Source organism: Acinetobacter sp., from assembly GCF_049284435.1.
GTDB lineage: Bacteria > Pseudomonadota > Gammaproteobacteria > Pseudomonadales > Moraxellaceae > Acinetobacter.
The window spans coordinates 1-23032 of sequence record NZ_JBAPXX010000070.1; the positions used below are offsets into that span (position 1 = coordinate 1).

16 protein-coding genes are annotated in these 23032 nt (G+C 45.7%); 9 read left to right on the forward strand and 7 right to left on the reverse strand.

Annotation, left to right across the window (positions count from 1 at the left end; translation table 11 throughout):
- On the forward strand, positions 1–1440 hold a 1440-nt coding region (gene acs, locus WAK81_RS05965; protein ID WP_422196093.1), incomplete at its 5' end, for an acetate--CoA ligase.
- Between the two features lie 130 nt (positions 1441–1570).
- On the forward strand, positions 1571–2752 hold the full coding sequence (locus tag WAK81_RS05970) for an acyl-CoA dehydrogenase family protein (RefSeq protein ID WP_422196094.1): 1182 nt from the start codon (positions 1571–1573) through the stop codon (positions 2750–2752).
- 62 nt (positions 2753–2814) lie between these two features.
- On the opposite strand, the gene WAK81_RS05975 is transcribed toward WAK81_RS05970, so the two are convergent.
- The 3 genes from WAK81_RS05975 to msuE form a co-directional block, all read right to left on the reverse strand.
- A complete protein-coding gene (locus tag WAK81_RS05975; RefSeq protein ID WP_422196095.1) occupies positions 2815–4224 on the reverse strand; it encodes a cryptochrome/photolyase family protein in 1410 nt (469 codons plus the stop codon).
- Positions 4225–4371: 147 nt separating this feature from the next.
- The gene (gene sfnG, locus WAK81_RS05980; RefSeq protein ID WP_422196096.1) at positions 4372–5484 is read right to left on the reverse strand and encodes a dimethylsulfone monooxygenase SfnG; all 1113 of its coding nucleotides are present in this window, start codon (positions 5482–5484) and stop codon (positions 4372–4374) included.
- A 26-nt stretch (positions 5485–5510) separates the two neighbouring features.
- On the reverse strand, positions 5511–6245 hold the full coding sequence (gene msuE / locus WAK81_RS05985; RefSeq protein WP_071850260.1) for an FMN reductase: 735 nt from the start codon (positions 6243–6245) through the stop codon (positions 5511–5513).
- Between the two features lie 377 nt (positions 6246–6622).
- Between msuE and WAK81_RS05990 the strand changes: the two genes are divergently transcribed.
- Entirely contained in the window at positions 6623–7273 is a 651-nt protein-coding gene (locus WAK81_RS05990) for a response regulator (RefSeq protein ID WP_004281370.1), read from the forward strand.
- Positions 7274–7361: 88 nt separating this feature from the next.
- Here WAK81_RS05990 and WAK81_RS05995 read toward each other — a convergent pair whose 3' ends face one another.
- Together WAK81_RS05995 and WAK81_RS06000 are read right to left on the reverse strand one after the other, a co-directional pair.
- Entirely contained in the window at positions 7362–8123 is a 762-nt protein-coding gene (locus WAK81_RS05995) for a hypothetical protein (protein WP_422196097.1), read from the reverse strand.
- Positions 8124–8534: 411 nt separating this feature from the next.
- Positions 8535–12026 carry a PAS domain-containing hybrid sensor histidine kinase/response regulator gene (locus WAK81_RS06000; RefSeq protein WP_422196098.1) on the reverse strand — a complete coding sequence of 1164 codons (3492 nt, stop codon included), beginning with the start codon at positions 12024–12026 and terminating at the stop codon, positions 8535–8537.
- 182 nt (positions 12027–12208) lie between these two features.
- Between WAK81_RS06000 and WAK81_RS06005 the strand changes: the two genes are divergently transcribed.
- The 4 genes from WAK81_RS06005 (at position 12209) to WAK81_RS06020 (ending at position 17354) form a co-directional block, all read left to right on the forward strand.
- Positions 12209–12541 (forward strand): DUF485 domain-containing protein, encoded by a 333-nt coding sequence (locus WAK81_RS06005; protein WP_396469548.1) that lies wholly within the window; start codon positions 12209–12211, stop codon positions 12539–12541.
- Position 12542: 1 nt separating this feature from the next.
- A complete protein-coding gene (locus WAK81_RS06010; RefSeq protein WP_253160293.1) occupies positions 12543–14249 on the forward strand; it encodes a cation acetate symporter in 1707 nt (568 codons plus the stop codon).
- Between the two features lie 245 nt (positions 14250–14494).
- Complete coding sequence (locus tag WAK81_RS06015; protein ID WP_422196099.1) at positions 14495–15208, forward strand: ion channel; 714 nt, start codon at positions 14495–14497, stop codon at positions 15206–15208.
- 175 nt (positions 15209–15383) lie between these two features.
- The gene (locus WAK81_RS06020; RefSeq protein WP_422196100.1) at positions 15384–17354 is read left to right on the forward strand and encodes a BCCT family transporter; all 1971 of its coding nucleotides are present in this window, start codon (positions 15384–15386) and stop codon (positions 17352–17354) included.
- A 67-nt stretch (positions 17355–17421) separates the two neighbouring features.
- On the opposite strand, the gene WAK81_RS06025 is transcribed toward WAK81_RS06020, so the two are convergent.
- The gene (locus WAK81_RS06025) at positions 17422–18363 is read right to left on the reverse strand and encodes a putative porin (protein ID WP_422196101.1); all 942 of its coding nucleotides are present in this window, start codon (positions 18361–18363) and stop codon (positions 17422–17424) included.
- Between the two features lie 141 nt (positions 18364–18504).
- Positions 18505–19398: a porin Omp33-36 gene (gene omp33-36, locus WAK81_RS06030; protein ID WP_422196102.1), complete on the reverse strand. Its 894-nt coding sequence runs from the start codon at positions 19396–19398 to the stop codon at positions 18505–18507.
- 1134 nt (positions 19399–20532) lie between these two features.
- Here omp33-36 and WAK81_RS06035 point away from each other — a divergent pair.
- Positions 20533–22239, forward strand: a complete 1707-nt coding sequence (locus tag WAK81_RS06035; RefSeq protein WP_422196103.1) for a diguanylate cyclase — start codon at positions 20533–20535, stop codon at positions 22237–22239.
- A gap of 119 nt (positions 22240–22358) precedes the next feature.
- The gene (locus tag WAK81_RS06040) at positions 22359–22826 is read left to right on the forward strand and encodes an HIT family protein (RefSeq protein WP_422196104.1); all 468 of its coding nucleotides are present in this window, start codon (positions 22359–22361) and stop codon (positions 22824–22826) included.
- Positions 22827–23032 lie beyond the last annotated feature (206 nt).

Sequence of the window (23032 nt, forward strand, 5' to 3'; positions counted from 1 at the left end):
GCCAGCCGGATTGAAGACTGTCAGGCGAAAATGGTGATTACAGCCGATTCCGGCATGCGCGGCGGTAAGGCCATTCCACTGAAAGCCAATGTCGATGAAGCACTGAAACTGGCGGGTACAGACTCGATTCAAAATGTAATGGTGGTACACCGCACCGGTAATCCGATTGAAATGCAGGAAGGGCGTGATCTGTGGTATCACACGGAAATTATGTCAGTGAATGACATTTGTCCACCGGAACCGATGAATGCCGAAGATCCGCTGTTTATCCTGTATACCTCAGGTTCCACCGGCAAGCCCAAGGGCGTGATGCATACCACTGGCGGTTATCTGACCTATGTCAACTGCACCTTCCGTGAAGCGTTTGATATCAAGCAGGATGATGTGTTCTGGTGTACTGCTGATGTCGGCTGGATCACTGGACATTCCTATGTGCTGTATGGGCCACTCTCGAATGGGACCACCACCGTGATGTTTGAAGGAGTCCCGCAATATCCAAGCTGGGCGCGTACCGGACATATTGTCGATAAGCATAACGTCACTATTCTCTACACTGCACCGACTGCCATCCGCGCCATGATGCGTGAGGGCGATGCTTTTGTGCGGGAAAGTGACCGCAGTAGCTTAAGAATTTTAGGATCGGTCGGTGAGCCAATTAATCCGGAAGCCTGGAACTGGTACTACACCGTGGTCGGTGAAAGCCGCTGTCCTGTCATCGATACCTGGTGGCAAACTGAAACGGGCGGTTTCATGATTACACCATTACCGGGGGCGACTGATTTAAAGCCGGGTTCTGCAACACGGCCTTTCTTCGGGGTACAACCGGCCATAGTCGATGCTGATGGCAAGGAACTAGAGGGCGAAGCTGAGGGCAATCTGGTGATTAAAGATTCCTGGCCGGGTCAGATGCGCACTATTTGGGGAGACCCGGAGCGCTTTATCGAGGCTTATTTCTCGACCTATCCCGGTACCTATTTTACCGGGGATGGGGCGCGTCGCGATAAAGATGGTTATTACTGGATTACCGGTCGTGTCGATGATGTCCTGAATGTATCCGGACATCGTTTAGGTACAGCAGAAATTGAAAGTGCATTGGTCGCGCATGAATCGGTAGCTGAAGCCGCTGTAGTCGGTATGCCGCATGACATTAAAGGTCAGGGAATTTGTGCCTTTGTGACCTTGCAGGCTGATGTTGCCAGTTCAGATCAATTACGTGGGGAACTGGTCAGCTGGGTACGAAAGATTCTCGGGCCAGTGGCGACTCCAGACGCCTTGCACTGGGCGCCGGCTCTGCCAAAAACCCGTTCCGGCAAAATCATGCGCCGGATCTTGCGAAAAATTGCAGCCGATGAGCTGGACAGTCTCGGAGATACTTCGACCTTGGCTGAACCACATGTAGTGGATCATCTGATTGCAGAAGTACAGCGTAATAACGCTTAAATTTAAGCTTTTCTAATACCGGCATTCTGCCGGTATTTTTATATCGAGAATAAGCTCTGCATGCTTTCGGATATAGTGATAGGCTGCGATCTGCTAAGCTCAAGCCATGCTGAATATAGGTCCAAAAACAATGAATATACGACAATCATATCTCGATCAGTCGCCCTTAGAGATTGCCCGGCAACTGGCTGAAACTTTTGCCCAGACTGCAGCAGAGCGGGATCGGCAAGGTGGGAATCCCAAAGCCGAACGTGACTTGATTCGTCAGAGTGGCCTGCTCGGTTTGTCTATTCCGAAGCAGTATGGCGGTCAGGAAGCAGATTGGCAGACCATTTTTAACACCATTCGAATTATTGCCCAAGTGGACAGTTCATTGGCGCATGTCTATGGCTTTCACCATTTACTGATTGCGACCGTGCAATTATTTTCCCAAGCGGAACAATATGGCCCGTGGTTTGAACAGACTGCCCAAAATAATCTGTTCTGGGGTAATACTCTAAATCCGCTAGATCATCGCACCACAGCCACAAAAGTTTCAGAAAACGAATATATTTTTCATGGCGATAAAAGCTTCTGCTCGGGTTCGATCGATTCGGATATGTTGCTGTGTTCAGGCTATAACGACGCAAGAAAATTGCTGATTGGTGTGATTCCTACCCAGCGAGAGGGCGTGAGCTTTCTGGGCGACTGGAACAATATGGGCCAACGCCAGACCGACAGTGGTACCAGCCATTTTGAGCAGGTCAAAATTCATAAAGATGAATTGCTGTTAAATCCCGGTCCACTGAGTACGCCGTATTCCAGTCTACGACCTTTGATTGCTCAACTGATTTTCGTGCATCTGTTTTTGGGCGTGGCAGAAGGAGCGTTTGAAATCGCCAGACAGGGTGTACAGACCCAAAAAGCCTGGTCCAAATCACTGGCAGACGATGCGGTGAATGATCCTTTTATCCAGAAGCATTTCGCTGAGTTTTATGTACAACTGGAAGGTGTACGCTTACTGACAGCTAAAGCGGTTCAAGCTTTGCAGACAGCGTGGGATCTGGGAAATCATTTAACAGCTGAGCAGCGCGGAGAAGTCTCGGTTGCCATTGCCACAGCCAAAATTGCCGCAACCAATACCTCTCTCTATATTACCCAGAATATTTTCCAGGTGATGGGTGCGCGGGCCACCACGGCCAAGCTAAATCTGGACCGTTTCTGGCGCAATGTCCGCACCCAGACCTTGCATGATCCGGTAGATTATAAGTATCAGGAAGTGGGTGAATGGGTGCTGACCGGAAAAGTACCTGATCCAAGTTTTTATTCTTGATCTGAAAATAAAACAGCCCCTTTACTGGAGGCTATTTTCATTCCCGATGAACAAGTTTGGTTTTAAATTTGCTTAAACGCCTCAATCGCTCTTATACGAGAGGCTTTTAAATCCACAATCGGTTTTGGATAATCCAGTTCAAGATCCGGATTTTTGGCATAAGGTTCATGAATAAATTTAGCATCCAGATGCGCCAGTTCCGGCACCCATTGACGGATATAATCTCCATTCGGATCAAACTTCTGTGACTGACTGACCGGATTAAAAATCCTGAAATAGGGCACGGCATCCATGCCGGTCGAAGCACACCATTGCCAGCCGCCATTGTTCGCCGCCAGATCACCATCAATCAGATGCTGCATGAACCAGCTTTCTCCCAAGCGCCAGTCAATCAGCAGGTTTTTGCATAGAAACATCGCAGTAATCATGCGCACCCGGTTATGCATCCAGCCAGTGGCTCGCATTTGCCGCATACCGGCATCGACAATCGGAATCCCGGTGTGTCCTTGTTGCCAGGCAGCCAGATCTTCAGGTGCATTGCGCCACTGGATGTTATCGGTATTTTCCTTAAAAGGCTGATGCCTGGATACACGGGGAAAATCAAACAGGGTATGCAGATAAAATTCACGCCAGAGCAGTTCATCCAGCCAGGTCTGTTGCCCCTCATCATCAATCTGGAAATATCCGTCCTTAAATAGGGCCTGCATACATTGGCGAATCGAGAGGATCCCCATATTCAGATACGGTGACAGGCGGCTAGTACCATCGACTGCAGGTAGATCTCGCTCGGTTTTATAGTGAACCATTTTCTCCCCGATAAAATCATCGAGCAGCTCAAAAGCAGCTTGATCTTTTGCAGGCCAGAGCGGGGCAGCATGATCGACCTTATAATCAACCGCAAATTTTCCCAAATCAAAGCTGGTCAGCTGGTCTGGTAATTCAAGCGGATATTGAGGCTGAATGGCAGGATAGCAGCCCGGTATATCCTGAATCAGTCGCTCATAGCATTTTTTCTTGAATGCGCTATAGACCTGATAGGGTTGATTGGACTGATTGCGGATACTGGTCAGTGGAAACAGGCTGCGATCATGATACAGCTCGACCCGGATCTGCTGCTGTTCTAGCATCTGCTGTACCTGTGCATCACGTTGCAGTTCATTCACACCCACTTCAATATTGGCATGTAGCGTATCAATCTGCAGTTTTTGGCACAGGCTTAGCATTTCGGCCGGCAGGTCTTGCCATAAGGGAACATTTAAAATGATTAATGGAATATTCAGCTGCGCTAACTGCTGCTTTAAGACGTTGAGGCGGCGCAGATAAAAAACGATTTTAATCCGGGCATCCTGATGCAGCTTCCATTGTTCGGGAGAGAGAACCACCAGTGCTATACAGGTGCCTTGCTGGGTGGCATGCCAGAGCGCGGCATGATCATGAATGCGGAGGTCTTGACGAAACCAGATCAGTTGCATTGTTAAAATTCTTAGAAAGTCGTTATTGCAGAATTTTAAGGAATTGATGGCTTTAAACCTAGCCAGACAACAATTTTATCACATAAAAAAATCCCCCAAGCCGAGCCTTGAGGGAGGGAGTGAATCTGCTGAGATTTATTGGAATTATTATACGGGCTCAGCTTCTTCTTGCTGCACAGGCGTTGCCTGTTGTGCTTCAAGCTCACGGACCAAAGGCAGCACCTTCTGGCCAAAATATTCGACTTCTTCAATAAAGTGCAAGAAGCCTGACAGAATCAAATCTACGCCAACTTTTTTCAGTTCGATAATCCGTTCAGCGATCTGCTGTGGTGTCCCGATCAGATTGGTGCGGAACCCGTCATTGTATTGCACCAGATCTTCAAAGGTGGATTTGGCCCAGTTGCCTTCACCTTCCTGACTTGCTGCGCCGGCTTCACGGGTGGCTTCACCAAAGGATTTCACCGCCTGCACATTGGCCTTGCTAATGATTTCCTGCAATACGGCCTGGGCTTCTTCTTCGCTATCCCGTGCAATCACAAAGGCATTCACGCCGATTTTCACCGAGTGATGATTTGCTTTGGCTTTTTCACGAATATCATCGATCTGTTTTTTCAGCTCTTCCGGGGTATTGCCATTGGTGAAGTACCAGTCAGATACGCGAGAAGCCATATCACGTGCTGCCCGGGAACTGCCGCCCTGAAAGATTTCAATATGCGGTTTTTGTAACGGTTTCGGACTTAGGGTGTAGTCTTTGAATTGATAATATTTACCCTCAAAATTAAAGTTATTCTGGGTCCAAACCCCTTTCAGGCTACGGATAAATTCTTCCGAACGGGCATAACGCTCGTCATGTTCCGGCCATTCTTCACCAATGGCATCAAACTCACCGCGGAACCAGCCACTGACCACATTGATCGCGATCCGGCCATTGGTCAGATGGTCAATCGTCGCCAACTGTTTGGCAGCCAGTGCCGGCTTCCATGGACCCGGCAGAATCGCGGCAATGACTTTCAGGCGTTCTGTTTTGGCCAGAATGCCATGACTGAAGCTGACCGATTCATGCTGGTTTTCTGCATTATAGCCGGCGGTAAAACGGATCTGGGTCAGTGCATAATCAAAACCTGCCTGTTCAGCGGTTTGTGCCAGACGTACGTTATAGTCATAGCTCCAGTCAGTGCGCTGCTCGATATTACTGACCACCAGGCCACCACTGACATTCGGCACCCAATAGGCAAATACGATATTTTTATCATTCGACATATTCATCACCCTTTGTAATGCTGTGTTCAAGCCACTTGAGTCTTTGGTGCTTTCTTGCTGTGTAAACGTGATTCTGCGGCATCCAGGCTCGGCACGGCTGCTGAAGGCAATACTTCTTCTTGTTCAATTTGCTTGTTAATGCCCAGATTTTGACTCGCTTGAATGGTTTTTTCTTTAATCACTTCAGCACGTTGTCCCTTGGCTGGTGCCCATTCAAGAATCGGCAATGCACGCGCCACAGCCAGGGTAATCCGGTCGCGGAGCAATTCACTGTGAATGGTATATGCAGGGGTGAAATCGCGGTCGGTGGCATAGACTCCAATCGGTAAAGTCTGTGCCTGGAAGAAGCTGAATAAAGGACGCAGTTGATGTTCAAGCACCAGCGCATGACGGTCACTGCCACCGGAAGCCGCCAGTAATACCGGAACATCCACCAGCGCCGTTTGCTCGACAAAGTCAAAGAAATGCTTGAACAGGCCGGTAAATGAAGCGCGGTACACAGGAGTGCCGACAATCAGCGCATCTGCGGCTTCTACGGCTGCCAGATCATCCTGAACGCGTTGCGGCAATTGATTGCGGTAAATCGCGCCACCCAAGAGCGAACCAATTTCGCTAAATTTAATGAAATGCACATTGATTGGTGTCGCTTCACCCAGCTCATCCAGAATGGCCTGAACCAAGGCTTCGGTTTTTGAAGGATGATTTAAACCGCCAGATACGGCAACAATATTTAAGGGTTTTTGCGCATTAAAATTAGACATATTTAGAGCCTGAAAAATAGGGATAATCTCGGAATGACCCTATTAATCCCGATTCAGCGAAGGCGTGTAAAATAACGAAAAGCTGAAAAGTTATCTGATTTTGCAATATACGACAAAGGCCTGATTCTTAAGGGAGATTTTATGTGTAAGTTATTGATATTTATATTTATATTGAATGAGTATAAGCTTTTTCAGTGAGGAATAAGTGATATATAAAAAAGTGATGAGAATTAAACAATTATTGCAATAGTGCAAAAATGGGCAATTTTGAAGAAAAACTGCATATTATTTTAAAAATTGTAGTGTCTTGCATATCCTTAACCGGGTTGTGTGGTTAGAATAGGGGCTACCGTGCCAAGATCTTTCTCACGTTGCCTATGAATATTTTAATCGTTGATGATCATCCACTATTTCGTCATGCCTTGATTCAAGCTGTACGTTATAGCCTGCCACAAGCCCAGATTCATGAAACTGCGGCAGTCAATGAATTTTATGAACGTCTAGAAAATGGCCCTGAGCCTGATCTTGTGCTGCTAGATTTAAACCTGCCGGGCGCTTCCGGCTTTTCTGCCCTGGTGCATGTCCGCGCACAATATCCGTCTTTACCGATTATTGTCGTGTCTGCACATGAAGAAGTCAGCATTATTCAGCGTGCGATCGCGCATGGTGCGATGGGCTATATTCCTAAATCTGCCCACCCGAGCCATATCGGTGAAGCGATTCGTGAAGTGCTGGAAGGTGAAATCTGGTTACCGCCAAATCTGCCAGCCAATATGAACTTCGATCCGCGTGCTGCCGATGAAACGGCTTTGGCAGAACGGATCCAGTCTTTGACGCCGCAACAGTTCCGGGTATTGATGATGGTGGCTGAAGGTTTATTAAACAAGCAGATTGCTTATGAACTGGATGTGTCAGAAGCGACGATTAAAGCGCATGTGACTGCAATTTTCCGTAAGCTAGGTGTACAGAACCGGACGCAAGCGGTATTGGCCATTAATGCACTGAATATTGAAGACCGCAAAATGTAAGTTCTGCATAGCCGAATTAAAAAAGACCTCCTTGGAGGTCTTTTTTATGGGCGAAATCTACAAAATTGAGTGCAAAGGCCTGAATAGGCTAGGCGATATAATCCTGTTTGCGGGTGAAATCATCACAAAACAAAGGATTTAAGGCACATTGCAATTCATCAATCTGCTCTTCGGTGACATAACCCTTCGATTTCAGATATTCCGCTACGCGATCATCACGCAGACTCAGGAAAGTCGCATCATAAACACCGAGATCCACAAACAGCGCTGCAGTTTCCAGACTGTTAAAACGATCCAGATAAACTTTATTGTCATACATCAGGAAGACATGTTCCTCGCGTGTATTCGGGTCGACATGTAAACGTTGCGCCAGCTCATGTGGGCAGGTTTTGATAAATAACAGATCAGACAGCTCGTCGAACTGGCTGGTGTCCAGGCAATCTTCTTCATTTTTGACTTTACCCAGCCACGCCTTAAAGACCAGTACCGCGCCACCACGCAGCAACATGCTCCAGATCTGATGACGGGTTTTTGCCGGAAGATCCTCTGTTTCGGCTTCTAAAGACTGAATCAGCTTGTCTTCCTGTTCAGCAATCTTTTCAAATAGGCCCAGACCTTGCGGCTTGTAGGCATAAGGTTCAAAGACATCAAAATGTAATTCATCAAAGACTTGCAGTGCCAGAGGGACTGCACTCTGATACAGCGTTTCCAGTGCCTGATACTGGGTATCATTCAGCTTGCTGTATTTAAAGATCTGTGCCCAGTCAATACTTGGCAATAAGGCATTGGCGCCATATTGACGGTGAAACTGCTGGGTCTGATTCAGGCCATGGTTTTGATCTATGTTCATGTGAAGAACTCCGATATGCAGAAATAGACCAGTGACCAAAAAAAATAAGGCTGCATGAGATGGAAACTGATCGTTTCTTATTCCTCTATTTTTAGAGCCAAGTGCAGGGGATAAAAAATACGACTAAAGTTATAGTAGTGGAAAATTACTCTTTAATTTTTATTAAAAACAATAAGATAAGTAATTGTAACTAAGTGTACACATGTACATTAATACATTCGTCAGTTTTTGCCATAGTGAATTAAAAAATGAGCATTTTGGTCAATTGAATGCGCCGTATTTAAGGTGTTTATACTGCTTTTGGCACATCAGAATAAATTTTATGCAACCTAGGTAAGTTTATGTGGCAGTTGAGTATAAAAAATGCCCATTTCAAGGTCTGAAATGGGCATTGATCAGATCAGTATCCACTTAGGAATCGGAAATTTTCAGTCCAGATAACCATGAACGTAATGATGCCGGTTTCAGCGGTTTTTTCAGCAGAACAATGTTCAGCTCTTTCAGACGTTGCGGCAATTCCGGATCGGAGTCGGCGGTAATCAAGGCGACCGGAATATCCTTCGAACGATGTTCCAGAATGAAATCCAGACCAATCTTGTCTTGGTTGAGATGCTGATCCACCAGCCAGACCTGAATATTTTCCTGCTGAATCAGCATGGCTGCTTGCTCAGGTTCGGTGGCTTTAAATACCTGATAACCCCATTTGGTCAATAAGGTCGACATGCCTTCCAGAATGGTTTCATCATTGTCCAGACACAGAATCTTAAAGGCCTTGCTCTTTAAAGGTACGGCCTGAACCGGTGCTGCGACGACTTTCGGTGCTTTAATCACAGGCACTTCAATCATAAAGCAGGAGCCTTTGCCTAGCGCAGAAGATACATGTACCGGATAGTCCAGCATGCTAGTCATGCGTTGTACGATCGCCAGACCTAGGCCTAGACCTTGTTCACCCCAGGGAGAGGTGTGGCCGCAACGTTCAAACTCCTGAAACAGTTTGATGCGCTGTTCTTCGGCAATGCCCGGGCCGGTATCCCAGACGCCAATACGAATATGATGGGGTCTGCTACTCGAACGTAACACACCCACCACCACTTTACCTTTGGCGGTATAACGCAGCGCATTGCTGACAAAGTTCTGGATAATCCGGCGAATCCATTGCGGATCAGTATCAATCCAGAACTGCGCATCATGCACACTGAACTTGATGCCACGTTGTGCAGCGATGGATTTGAACTGGAGTTCCAGATCGCTCAGCAGGTCATGCAGTGGATAAGCCTGACGTTTCGGCTGAATGGTCCCACCTTCCAGTCGGGCAATGTCCAGCAGGGCAGACAGCATGCTTTCTGCACCATGCAAGGCACGATCCAGTTGTTGCAAGGTCTTGCGGTCTTCGTCATTTTGTACACTTTGTTCAAGTGCGGTACTGAACAGACGCGCAGCATGCATCGGCTGCAACAGGTCATGACTGGCGGCAGCAATGAAGCGGCTTTTTGACATATTGGCCTTATCTGCCTGTTCCCGTGCCAGTTGCTGTTCAGACAAGGCATCGGCCAGCTGCTGGGTACGGTCCTGAACCCGTGCTTCAAGCACGGCTTCATTTTCACGGAAAGCGGTAATATCGGCGAAAGTGGTAACAAAACCACCGCCTTCGATCGGATTACCGCGCATCTGAATGACGCGGCCATCTTTACGAATCCGTTCAAATTCATGGGCACTGCCGACCTGCATCCAGTGAATCCGCTTACGGACATGTTCTTCCACCGAACCCGGGCCACATTCACCACGTTCAGCGTTATAACGGATCAGGTCGGCGATCGGACAACCCACATAGACAATATCGGTCGGATAATCGAACAGTTTCAGATACTGATTATTCCAGGCCACCAGACACATGTTTTCATCGACCACGCTGACCCCTTGGGTCATGTGATCAATCATGGTCATGATCAGGTTCTGGTTAAAACGTTGCCATTGCGAGGCCTGATCGAGAATATTGGCGACCTGACCCAATGCCAGACCATTGTTGACCATGGCTGTGGTGAGCAGGGTACGTGCCGAGGCTGCCCCGATGGTCCCCGCCAGATACTGTTCGGTGAAGCGCCACCACATGCCATTGGCACTGCTGTTTTCATTCAGCTCAACACTGTTTTGGGTACAGAACTGCTGGAAAGCGCGTGTGGTTGGGCCTTCTCCGGTAATGCGTTTAGCCAGGGTAATCAGATCGCCGACTTTTAAACGGGCGACATCCTGATGCGAATAGCTGACCTCGGTAGAAGGACTCTGCGATGGCAGTGGCTTGGTTTCATAATAGAAGAAACTTTCGGCCTGAATCTGTTCGGCAATACTCGGACGGAAAATACGGGAAATCCAGATATACAGCAGGGTATTTAAGCCCAGTGCCCAAACTACTCCATGCGTCAGCGGATCAAAAGACTCAAAACCGATCAGGGCTTCAGGTCTTAACCAGTTCCAGCCAAAAGGACCTTGATTCAGCAGGCTTTGGCTAAAGCTGCTATAGGCTTCGGGCAGGCTGCGCAAAATGGTTGGAAACAGCAGGGTATAAGCCCACAAGGCAAAACCAGTCAGCAGTCCAGCATAAACGCCCTGTTTACTACCGCCACGCCAGTACAGTCCACCGATGAGTGCCGGAGCGAATTGTGCCACAGCACTAAACGCCAACAGACCAAACACTGAGAGCTGGTCAATATCATTAAAGAAGTTGAAGAACAGGAAGCCCATCAACATCACACCCAGGATACAGACCCGGCGGGTAAATTTCAGTACCAGCGGTAAGCGTTTGTCATGCCTGGAAATCAGCTTTAAACGCCACAACGCCGGCATGATCAGGTCATTACTGAGCATGATTGACAGTGCCACGGAAGACACCAGCAGCATCCCGGTAGAGGCAGAAAAACCACCCAAGAAGGCTAATAAAGTGAGCCAGTCCTGGTTATAGCTAAGTGGCAAGGACAGTACCGCTACATCCGGAATGGCCAGATATTGCGGTGCAGCATGTAGCGCCCAGCTGGCAATGGGAATAATCGCCAAGGTGGTCAGAATCAAATAGACCGCGAACCAGCGCCGCGCACCGCGGATATGTTTTTCATCACGCAGCTCAACCACCGCCACATGGAACTGGCGCGGCAGGCAGATAATGGCCAGTGCCGCCAGCAGGGTCTGGATCCAGAAGCTTTGTGGCACACCAAATAGCTGTACATCATGAAAAGTAGTGCTGATATCGGTACTGATCTGTGCCAGATTCTCTGGTGCTTCAAACATAAAGAAACAGGCAACTGCCAGCAGGGCGAAGAGTTTGACAAAAGACTCAAATGCCACGGCCAGCATCAGGCCGCCATGCTGTTCAGTATTGGCAATCTGCCTGGTACCAAACATCATCGCCAGTATCGCCAGAACCCCAGTCAGAAAAAGCACGCCATTGGTGGTGCCGGTTACACCTGCGGAAGGTTCAAGAATGACAGCGGCACTCAGGGCAATCGCACGTAACTGCAAGGCCAGATAAGGCACAATCGCCACCACTGCCAGAATGGTTACCAGCGAGGCGAGGGGACCACTTTTACCATAGCGTGCTGCGACAAAGTCAGCGATCGAGGAAATGGCATGATGCTGGCGTACCCGTCCCAGACGGCGCCAGATGTCATAGCCGACGGCAACGAAGAGCAGCGGACCCAGATAGATCGGCAGGAAAATAATCCCTTCACGTACCGCAGCACCGGTGGCGCCATAAAAGGTCCAGGAGGAGCAGTACACTCCTAAAGTTAAACTAAACAATAGCATGCGCCCACGGGTACTCAGCCGGCTGGCATGTTTTTCCCCGTAGAAAGCGCAGATAAAGAGTAATGCGATATAGAGGGCGAGTACCCCTATGATAAGCCAACTGTTCATATAGCCTGATGTGTACTGAGCATGCCGCTATGATAGCGCATCACGAAAGCGACGGTTTAAATTGATCATTTTTTAACGACCAAAGTCTAAATTACAAGCACCTACGATTCTTGTTAATTTGTAACAGTGATAATTCGAATTAAAAAATAGTCGGCCCAAGGTTGGGCTACAGGAGTGTAATTATGGATGAGGTGCAAGTAGATCGAATTCTACAGAATCCAAAATTCAAGGAAATGGTCCACAAGAAAAGTATGCTTAGCTGGACGTTGACCGGAATCATGCTATTTGTCTATGTAGGTTTCATGTTGCTGGTTGGTTACAACAAAGAATTTCTATTGTCTTCAATTTCAGGTGGTGTAACCACGTGGGGTATTCCACTCGGTTTGGGTATCATTGTCTTGTCGTTTATCTTGTGTGGTGTGTATTCCTACATTGCCAATAATAAACTTGATCAATTGACTGAAGAAGCAATCCGTGAAGTCGAAGCGATTGCGCATGAAAAAGGACACCACTAAGATGAAATGGAATTCTCTTATTGCCCTTGCTGCAACCGCAATGGCCTCAGGTATGGCTTTCGCTGGTCCTGATCTGGGTGCAGCAGAACAGCAGGCGACCAACTGGCACGCGATTATCATGTTTGTGATTTTCGTAGGTGCAACACTGTTCATTACCAAATGGGCAGCGAAACAAACCACCAGCACCACAGATTTCTATACGGCCGGTGGCGGTATTTCTGGTTTCCAGAATGGCCTGGCCATTGCCGGTGACTATATGTCAGCCGCATCATTCCTGGGTATTTCCGCGATGGTGTTCTTGTCAGGCTTTGATGGCTTGCTGTATTCACTGGGCTTTATGGTCGGTTGGCCGATCGTATTGTTCCTGGTGGCAGAACGTCTGCGTAACCTGGGTAAATATAACCTGTCAGACGTAGTATCTTTCCGCTTGCAGGAAAAACCGGTACGTACCTTGGCTGCTTTAAGCTCGCTGGTTGTGGTTGCGTTCTACCTGATTGCACAGATGGTGGGTGCAGGTCAGCTGATCAAACTTCTATTCGGTCTGAACTATAATATTGCAGTCGTGATCGTTGGCTTGCTGATGATGGCTTATGTCATCTTCGGCGGTATGTTGGCGACCACCTGGGTACAGATCATCAAGGCGGTAATGTTGCTGTCTGGTGCGACCTTTATGGCATTCATGGTCATGAAAGGCGTGGGCTTCAGCTTTACCAACATGTTTGAACAGGCGATTGGTGTCTACTCAAAAGTACATGATTTAAGCCTGACAGATGCCACTAAGATCATGGGTCCGGGTAGTCTGGCGTCTAATCCAATTGATGCGATTTCTTTAGGTCTGGCATTGATGTTTGGTACAGCAGGTCTTCCACATATCCTGATGCGTTTCTTCACGGTAAAAGATGCCAAAGAAGCGCGTAAGTCAGTAGTGGTTGCTACAGGTTTTATTGGTTATTTCTACCTGCTCACCTTCATCATTGGTTTCGGTGCGATTCTATATGTATCGAATAACCCGCAATTCCTTGATGTTGCAAAAATGGCTGTGACTGGCAAGCTTGAGCTGGTGGGTGGTAACAACATGGCGGCGGTGCACCTGTCTGATGCAGTGGGCGGTGACCTGTTCATGGGCTTCATTTCTGCAGTCGCATTTGCCACGATTCTTGCAGTCGTTGCAGGTTTGACCCTGTCAGGTGCTTCAGCAATTTCGCATGACTTATATGCCAACGTTTTGAAGAAAGGCCAAACCACGCCTGAATCTGAACTACGTATGTCTAAAATCGCGACTTTAGGTCTTGCGATCTTCGCGATGATTCTCGGGATTCTGTTCGAGAAACAAAACGTAGCTTTCATGGTCGGTCTGGCATTCTCGGTTGCGGCATGTGCCAACTTCCCGGTACTGGTATTGTCTATGTTCTGGAAAGGCTTGACGACACGCGGTGCAGTCATTGGTGGTGTTGCAGGTCTTGTAACAGCAGTAACCTTGATTGTGCTGTCTAAAGCAGTATGGGTCGATACTTTGGGTATTTCTGATACACCAGTGAACCCGTTCAATGGTCCTGCAATCTTCGCGATGCCATTGTCATTCTTGTGCTGCTGGTTGTTCTCTGTGACGGATAATTCGGCACAGGCTCAGGCAGAACGCAAAGCCTTTGATGCGCAGTTTGTACGCTCACAAACTGGTATTGGTATCTCAGGCGCATCGGATCACTAAGATCTGCGCTACGCTAAAAAAGCCCCATCAGGGGCTTTTTTTATGGAGATATAATCAAGTTTTTTCTTTAGGATAAACGCCGTATTGAATTGAGCTGGCTGGATTTGTGCAGTGTTATTTCAGTAATTTTCATACAAATCGAATATCTGCAAGCGGCTTTGAGCATGCTATGTTAAAAGCTGCTCACAATAACAATGTGTTCCCTACATGAAGATAGTAACAACAATAGCAACAAGAGGGGCATTATGAAGCAATCTCTGCAGCAGTTCTGGAACAGCTTTACCCATTTGCCTTCGGCATGGCTGCTATGCCTGCAATTGCTGATCTTGATCTTGTCGGTATTGAGTTATGAAAGCGTGTCTTATCGGGCGGGAACCTGGGTGCTCGGTGTTCTGGTTCTACTGGTGATTGCCAGGGTTATTCGCCAGACCCCGATGTTTACCATTTTAGGACTCAGCTTTGTCGCCGGCGCGATTTTGTTTTCCTCTCTGATCGTGCTGGGCTTGCGTTATACCTGGGTCCATATCATCGCCAACCTGTTTGAAGCTTGTGCTTATTTCAGTGCAGCCTATGGCCTTTTGCGTTATATGTTCCATGACCGTTATCTGACCAAGGATGAACTCTTTGCCGCTGGCGCAGTATTTACCTTGCTGGCTTGGGGCTTTGCATTCCTCTACAGTATCTGCCAGCTGCTGGTGCCGCACAGCTTTTCGGCCCCCGATCTGCAAGCCTATCAAACCTGGCTGGATCTGATTTTTCTCAGTTTCAGTGTACAGTCTGCAACAGGACTGTCCGATATAATGCCAGTCAGTCCGGTCGCACGGATGCTGGCCATTATCCAGATGTTTGTCGGGGTGATGTATCTGGCGCTGATTGTATCCCGCTTAATTGCCTTGCAATATATCGCACGTCTACCGCATAAAAAGAACGTGAAAAATAGAGAAAACCCGCCTGAGTAATGAGGCTCATCCTTTTATTGTATTTGTTACAGTAACTTAACGGCTTTATTTTGTGTCACATCCTAAAATAGCAGGAGATTTAGCTCCCATAGATTGAATCTGTCTGATCATTTTGACCTTACCAATAATTATTTGACGCTGTTCGTCGATCCAATTTTTAAAAAATGGAGGATGTATGCCTTCCACAAAACCATCCTGGTTTGCCAATATTAATCCAAATGTTTTTATCAGTACTGTTGCCATTATTGCGATATTTTTAGCATTGGTCGTATTTGCACCCGATGCTTTTTCAGTTCTCACCCAGCAACTGAACCAGTGGATTACCACTTCCTTTAGCTGGTTCTATGTATTGTCGGTGGCGATATTTATCATCCTTCTGGCTTATATTGCCCTGTCGGATATGGGCAAAATCAAACTGGGGCCCGACCATAGTCAACCGAAATATAGCAGTGCCTCCTGGTTTGCGATGTTATTCACCGCAGGGATGGGAATTGGACTGATGTTCTTTGGTGTGGCCGAACCGGTGATGCATTATGTTACGCCACCTGCCGGTGAACCGGAAACTGTACTGGCTGCACAACAATCTATGCGGGTCACCTTTTTCCACTGGGGCTTACATGCCTGGGCCATTTATACGCTTGTTGGCCTCTCCTTGGCTTATTTCGCTTATCGGCATCAATTACCTTTAAAAATCCGTTCGGCATTGTATCCGCTGATCGGTCAAAAGATCTATGGCCCAATTGGAGATGGCGTCGATACCTTTGCCACCATTGGTACAGTATTTGGTGTCGCCACCACACTGGGTTTCGGAGTCACACAGATCAATTCAGGTTTGAATTACTTGTTTGGTGTTGAACAGGCACCTAGCACTCAGGTGATCCTGATCATTGTAGTGAGTGCCATGGCAGCGGCTTCCGTATTTTTTGGATTAGATAAAGGAATTAAACGTTTATCTGAACTAAATTTGGTGCTTGCACTGCTGTTGCTGATCTTTGTCTTTGTGGCGGGTCCGAGTATTTATCTGTTACAGACGACTATTCAGAATGCCGGCCAGTATGTCTCTAATCTGTTTAGCATGACCTTTAATCTGTATGCCTATCAGCCCAGTGGCTGGATTGGGGGCTGGACCATCATGTACTGGGCCTGGTGGATTTCCTGGTCGCCATTTGTCGGGATGTTTATTGCCCGGGTCTCGGAAGGGCGTAGTATTCGTGAGTTTATTGTTGGTGTACTGCTGATTCCGACCGGATTTACCCTGATCTGGATGGGCTTTATGGGCAATGCCGCGCTGTATAGCATTATGCATGAAGCCAATACTGGCTTATTAGAGGCGGTTCAGCGTGATTCGTCAGTGGCCCTGTTTGAGTTTCTGAATAATCTGCCCTTCAGCTCAGTGACCAGTATCATTGCAACTTTACTGGTAATGCTGTTCTTTGTAACTTCTGCCGATTCAGGGGCATTGGTGACTGATTATCTGACAGCCAAAAGTGATAATTCACCGACCTGGCAGCGTCTGTTCTGGACAGTTCTCATGGCTTTATTGGCTATCATCCTCTTGCTGGCTGGTGGCTTAGAGGCCTTGCAATCGGCTACGATCATGAGCGCCTTGCCATTTACATTTATTATGCTGCTGATGTGCTGGGGATTAATCAAAGCCCTACATCTGGATGTCACCAAAATGCATGCGCTGCAAGCCGCACGGATCACCCCGCGTGCAATCCAGAATCCACGCAGCTGGCAACAGCGATTAGGCCTGATTATGCATTATCCGCACACTCAGGAAGAGGTGCAGCAGTATATTCATAATACAGTGAATAAGGCATTTCTCAGCTTTCAAAGTGAATTGAAACGGCGCCGCTTAGAAGTGACGATTCGTCCGCTAGAAGACGGTATACAGCTCCGTGTTGATCATCAGGATGAAATTAATTTTATCTATCAGGTCAATGCGACTCAGACTTTAAGTCCAAGCTTTATGTCTGAACTGGAGAATGCGGGAGTAGATTCCTATCAGGCAGAAGTCTTTTTAAGAGAAGGAGGACAGGGCTATGATGTGATGGAGTGGACGCAAGAAGATCTATTACAGGACATCATTGACCAATATGAACGTCATTTGCACTTCTTAAGTCTGGTACGTACGCCTGAGTAAACGAAGTCATAAAACAATAAAAAAGGACGCAAGATGCGTCCTTTTTGATTCAGAATCTAATCAGAAATTAGAAACGGAATTTGGCATTAAGGGCACCTAGGTGTGCATCATTCGCACCGTATTCACCATCAGCATAAACGTAGCTTGCGCCCAGTGATACTGCTGGAGTCACAAAATAGCTTGCATTTACGCCAACTGCAGAGGTCGGCACGGTAGAGCTCTTGTAGCTGCCGTCTGTATAAGAAACACCTAGACCCAGTTTAGGCGTTACATAAAGATCTGTTTTCAGTTGATACATCGTATCTTCGCCAGAAACTAAACCGGCTTCCAAACCGATTGCCATGTCAGTGCCATCGATTGGACCTACATATTTAGTTCGTGCGGTGACTGCATCTTTCTTATCGCGAATAGCGCGCGATTCCATAGTTGCACTCATCAGGCCATTATTTAAAATGTTGAAAGTATCTAAGGATTCTGTAGCAGCAATATTGGTATAACCTACCGCCATCAGGAAGTTTGGTAAAACCATGGCACCCAGCTCTAGTGCATAACGATCGCCAGAATCATCACTTTGAATTGAAGCGGTGAAATCGTTTTTAGCGTCAGTTTTAGAGTGGTTATAAGATGCGCTTGCATATACCGGCACAACACTTGTAGGAATATAGGCTTCACCCTTAATACCGTAAGAATGCTGCTCTGCATCAAATTCTTCATTTATCGTAACTCGGTTACCATTCACATTAACTGTGCGGTTAATATCGGCAGTCAGCTGGCCAAAATTGTAGCCAGCAGAAATGCTGCTTGCTTGATTCAGGAAAGCAGCTTCAGCTAATGGTCCCTTAGAGGCGTCGACATCTTTAAAATAATAAGTCCCTTGTACCCCAACGTTATAGTTACCATCGTTAAGTTCAGCATCGTAATAGCCGACAGTACCTTGTACTTCAGCTTGGTAGGCTTGGGCACCTGTCACAGCAAGTAATAATGCTGATGCTAAATAAACTTTTTTCATACGCATTCCAATTAAGTTAATGAAAAAACATTTGAATTTTCATGAATAAAAGTCAAAAGGTCAACCTTTAATCGGTAGTTAAATTGCTAACAAAAAAGGACGCATATCGCGTCCTTTTTTACTTCAGCATCTAATCAGAAATTAGAAACGGAATTTGGCATTTACACCAATCGTTTGAGTATCACGAACTTGAGCAGTTTGCGCAAGATTTGCTTCGTAGTTAGCATTTACATAAGATGCGCCAACTGCAACAGCAGGAGTGATGAAGTAGTTAACGTTCGCGCCCCAAGCTTTGTCTGGAGAACCAGCAAAGCTAGATTCCATATAAGATGCGCCAACGCTTAACTGTGGGTTAAGGAAAAGAGTTGTACCTAAGTTGTAGGCAGTATCTTCGCCATAAACTAAGCCACTTTCAAAACCAATTGACATGTTAGTACCGTCAATCGCGCCTACATATTTTGTACGGGCAGTGATTGCGTCTTGGTCTCCATTGATTGTTTGAGACTCTAAGCCTGCTTTAATAACACCGTTGTTAAACATGTTGAAAGCATCATAAGAAGTTTGGTCAGCAACGCTGGTATAACCAACAGCAACCAAGAAGTTAGGGATTAGTAATGCACCTAATTCTAATGCATAACGGTCACCATTGTCGTCTGCTTTACCCGCTTTGTTATCCGCGATGGTATGGCTATAAGAAGCGCTTGCATAAGCAGGAACAACTTGAGTCGGAATATACGCTTCACCTTTTACACCGAAAGTATGGTGCACAGTGCGGTCACCAAATTCTTGTCCGTCTTCGCCGTATGTATAAGCAGCAGAAACATTAGATGCTTGGTTTAAAAAAGCAGCTTCAGCTAAAGGACCTTTAGAAGCATCAACATTGTTGAAATAGTAAGTACCTTGAACTGCACCAGTGAAGTCTTGTTCATTCGCAGTGTTGTCGATGAACTCTGACTGACCTTGAACTTCAAATTGATATGCTTGAGCACCGGTCATGGCTAATAATAAAGCAGTGGCTAAACCGAGTTTTTTCATGATATTTACCGTTTTGTTACAAGATGTGTACAACTTTGGAACACATTGTATTGTAACAATTTATTAAGTCAATCCAATTCGAAATCGCTATTTTTTTTAAGCTAAATCATTGTATTAATTTTGTGTAAAATTCAAGTATTGGGCTCAGAAGCCATTTTGGATAAAAAATCTTTTATAACAAAAAGCTAGAATTTAAATATAGAGTCAGGGCTAAGGATTAAGGAGGAATTGTGTTGCTATTTAAATCAATTAATACGATTAAATTGAATATCTTTATCTATTAAAACAATTAATAATAGGTGAGCTAATTCATAAATGTGTCAAGAAGTGCGAGATGTCTAGCGCATCATGTCTTGATTGGATTGCTTGATTTTAGAGCACAACCAGCTTGGGTTTTAGAGTAGTTGTCTTTTTTTTGAGCTAAATGGGCATGTTTTATAATCTTGACTGAAGCAATCGACTTTACATTTTTAGGAGAATTTTACATAATATGAAAATCAAGTTAGAGTTCACACTTTCATCGTGATTTAGCCTGATTCTCCACAATTTTTTGTTTTATCGCCCAGCTTTCCCCAAGGTTGGGCTTTTTTTTGTCCAGCATTTTTTATTTCAGATCATTCTGTTTCTGAAAAAACCTTTAATTCAAAACAAGATGAGGAGAAGAAATATTATAATAATTTTAAGCACCAAAATAGTGCATAATAAAAAGTAAAAATATAGGCCTAAAATTTAATAGCTAAAAAAAACCCCGATTTTCATAGAAAATCGGGGTTTTTTCGCCAAAATTTGCGGGTAGACTAAAATATCTGCTGAGGAATAATTTAACTCGCCCTAATGCGGTGCATTATGCACCTATTTGTTGCAGGTGTAAATAGTGCAGAAAGCAAGTTTTTATATTTTTTTAGCTGCTCAAATTCCCTTGTTTTTGTAAGAAATTATAGGGAGCTGTGGTCACGAATCCCTGCACTAAAGTTTCAAATGAACCAAATTAACTATCTGAAAAATAATAGATGATAAAAATTCATTAAAAACATAAGTTAAGTAAGACTAAAGGCTTTAAGATAATCCTGTTTTATTTGTATAATAATCAATCTATTTAGCGTTGCTTGTCATATTGGGGCGTAATACAACAGCATGAATACCTTACGCTCTGAGTGGATCAGTAAACGTTTGTACTGGTCGATGTCGATTATTATTTTATGTTTACTCTGCATCTGTATTCCTTTAATCGTCAGTAGCAGTCAAAGTTATTTAAAATCCAGACAAACCTATCAACAACTGAATGCTTTACAGCAGGTTGCTGATCTGGCGAATAAAATTTCGCGTGAACGTGCGCCTGCCAATAAAGCTATGTCCAGTTCTGTCGAAGAATTTGCACAATACCAACAAGAGTTAATCAGCTATCGTCAGCAGGTGGATCGACAGTTGTCCCAGACAGCGGATGTCTTGACGGAGGTCGGGTTTAACAACCTGAGTCAGCAACTTTCGCAGCTTGAAATTAGTCTGAAAAAAGGACGTGCACAGGTCGATGCCTATACCCGGATGCCACGTCAGCAACGCAGTGCGCAAGAACTTGATCGGGCAATTCTGGCGATGTTTGCTGCCTGGGAAAGTTGTCGTGAACTTTTGCGTGACGTGGCGTTGGCTTCAGATAGCTCATCCACCCATCTGAATAACTATATTAGCCAGATTCTATTTTTATCTGATTTACGCGATCAGGCCGGTCGTGTGGCTTCGTCTATCATGGCGCATGTGACTTTTGAAGCTCCGCTTCCCACTGAAAATGTTACCCGCTCTTTACAGACCCAACATCAGGTGCGTTATTTGTGGGCCTTGATTGATACCATTCAACCTGTTCAAGATAAGACTGAGGAATTCATCCGTTTACATCGACGGGTAGAAACTGAGTTTATTCAGCAGGGCTTACCGATTGTGAGTGAGCTGATCAGTGACAGTCTGGAGCAACGTGACTACCGTTTGAGCGGAACAGAGCTGACTGAAGCGATCGTAGATAAATTTGCGACTGTGGTGGACCTGCAAACTTACCTACTGCAATACAGCAGAGATGCCGCTATTCAGGAAATGAACAGCAATATGCAGCGTTTGATCTGGAGCGTGTTGGTATCACTGATTTCATTACTCACCGCGATTTCCACCATGGTCTTTGCACGCAAACAAGTATTTTTGCCACTGATTCAGGCGCGTCACCTGCTATTGAGCCTAGCTAAAAACTCGGGTCGTCAACCAGTTGAAGCACAGGTACGGGCAGCGAATCATTCGGATTCTTTATTTGCGGCCATTCAGAAATTGCAAAAAATGTTGCAAGAACGTGATGCCCTAGAATTCCGTTTAAAAAATATTGCCCATTCCGATTCTTTGACCGGGCTGGCCAACCGTTTCGCGCTGGAAGAATATATCCGTTTTATGGAAAATCAGCCGGGTCAATTGAGCCAAACCTGTTTGATGATTATTGATATTGATCATTTTAAACAGGTGAATGATCAATATGGGCATATTATTGGCGATCAGGTGATTCAACTGGTGGCCGAGCGTTTACAGGCCAATGTCCGTGCTACAGATTTGCTGGTGCGTTATGGTGGTGATGAATTTCTGGTACTGATTGAAAATATCCAGATGGAGCAGGCATTGATTGTGGCAGATAACATTCGGGCTGAAGTGGCTGAGCGCCATATTGTGACTGCAGCAGGAGATGAGATTAAGGTTTCGGTCAGTATTGGCGTGGCGATTGGTGCTGGCTCCTGGATAGCTTTATTGTCAAATGCAGATGATGCTTTGTTTGCGGCAAAGGCTAAAGGACGCAATGCGGTGGCAGAGGTTTAAATGGTATAAGCGTGCGGCTTAAAATTAAAAAATAATTTCGAGATGTAGTTTTTATAAAACATCATCAGTGCCATTTATTCAAATAAATAAAAAATTATAAAATTTTTGGAGTATTTAAAATGAGTGAAAACTGCATCTTCTGTCAAATCGTCAAGGGTGAAATACCCTGTCATTTGATTGATGAAAATGACAGGTTTATGGCTTTTCTGACCATCTTTCCCAATACTTTGGGCGCGACTGTCGTCACCCCAAAACAGCATTATTCGAGCTACGCATTCGAACTGGAGGATCAGGTTCTGACAGATCTGATACTATATACCAAACAAGTGGCCTTAAAGCTGGATCATTATTTTGAGGATGTGGGCCGAACAGGGATGATTTTTGAAGGTTTTGGTGTTGATCATGTGCATGCCAAGTTATTTCCGATGCATCAGACCAAAGGCATACATGAGAATTGGCAACCCGTGAATTCTTCAATCGACAAATATTTCAATGCCTATGAAGGTTATATTTCATCGCATGATGCGCAAAGAGCAGATGATCAAGAACTAGCGCAATTGGCTGAAGCAATTCGTTCAATAGTCTAGTCAGAGATAAAAAAACGGTGAATAAATCACCGTTTTAGCATAGAAAAACAATCTTTTAAATCTCCCCTAACCCCTCTTTAGAAACATAGGTATCTACACATCTTTAGGTACTTAATGCAATTGTTGCGATTTCATTCAGTTCATCTATTGAATATTCCGAGAGCAGTTGAAGAGTGTTCAGTAAAATCGAAAGTCCTGCCAATATT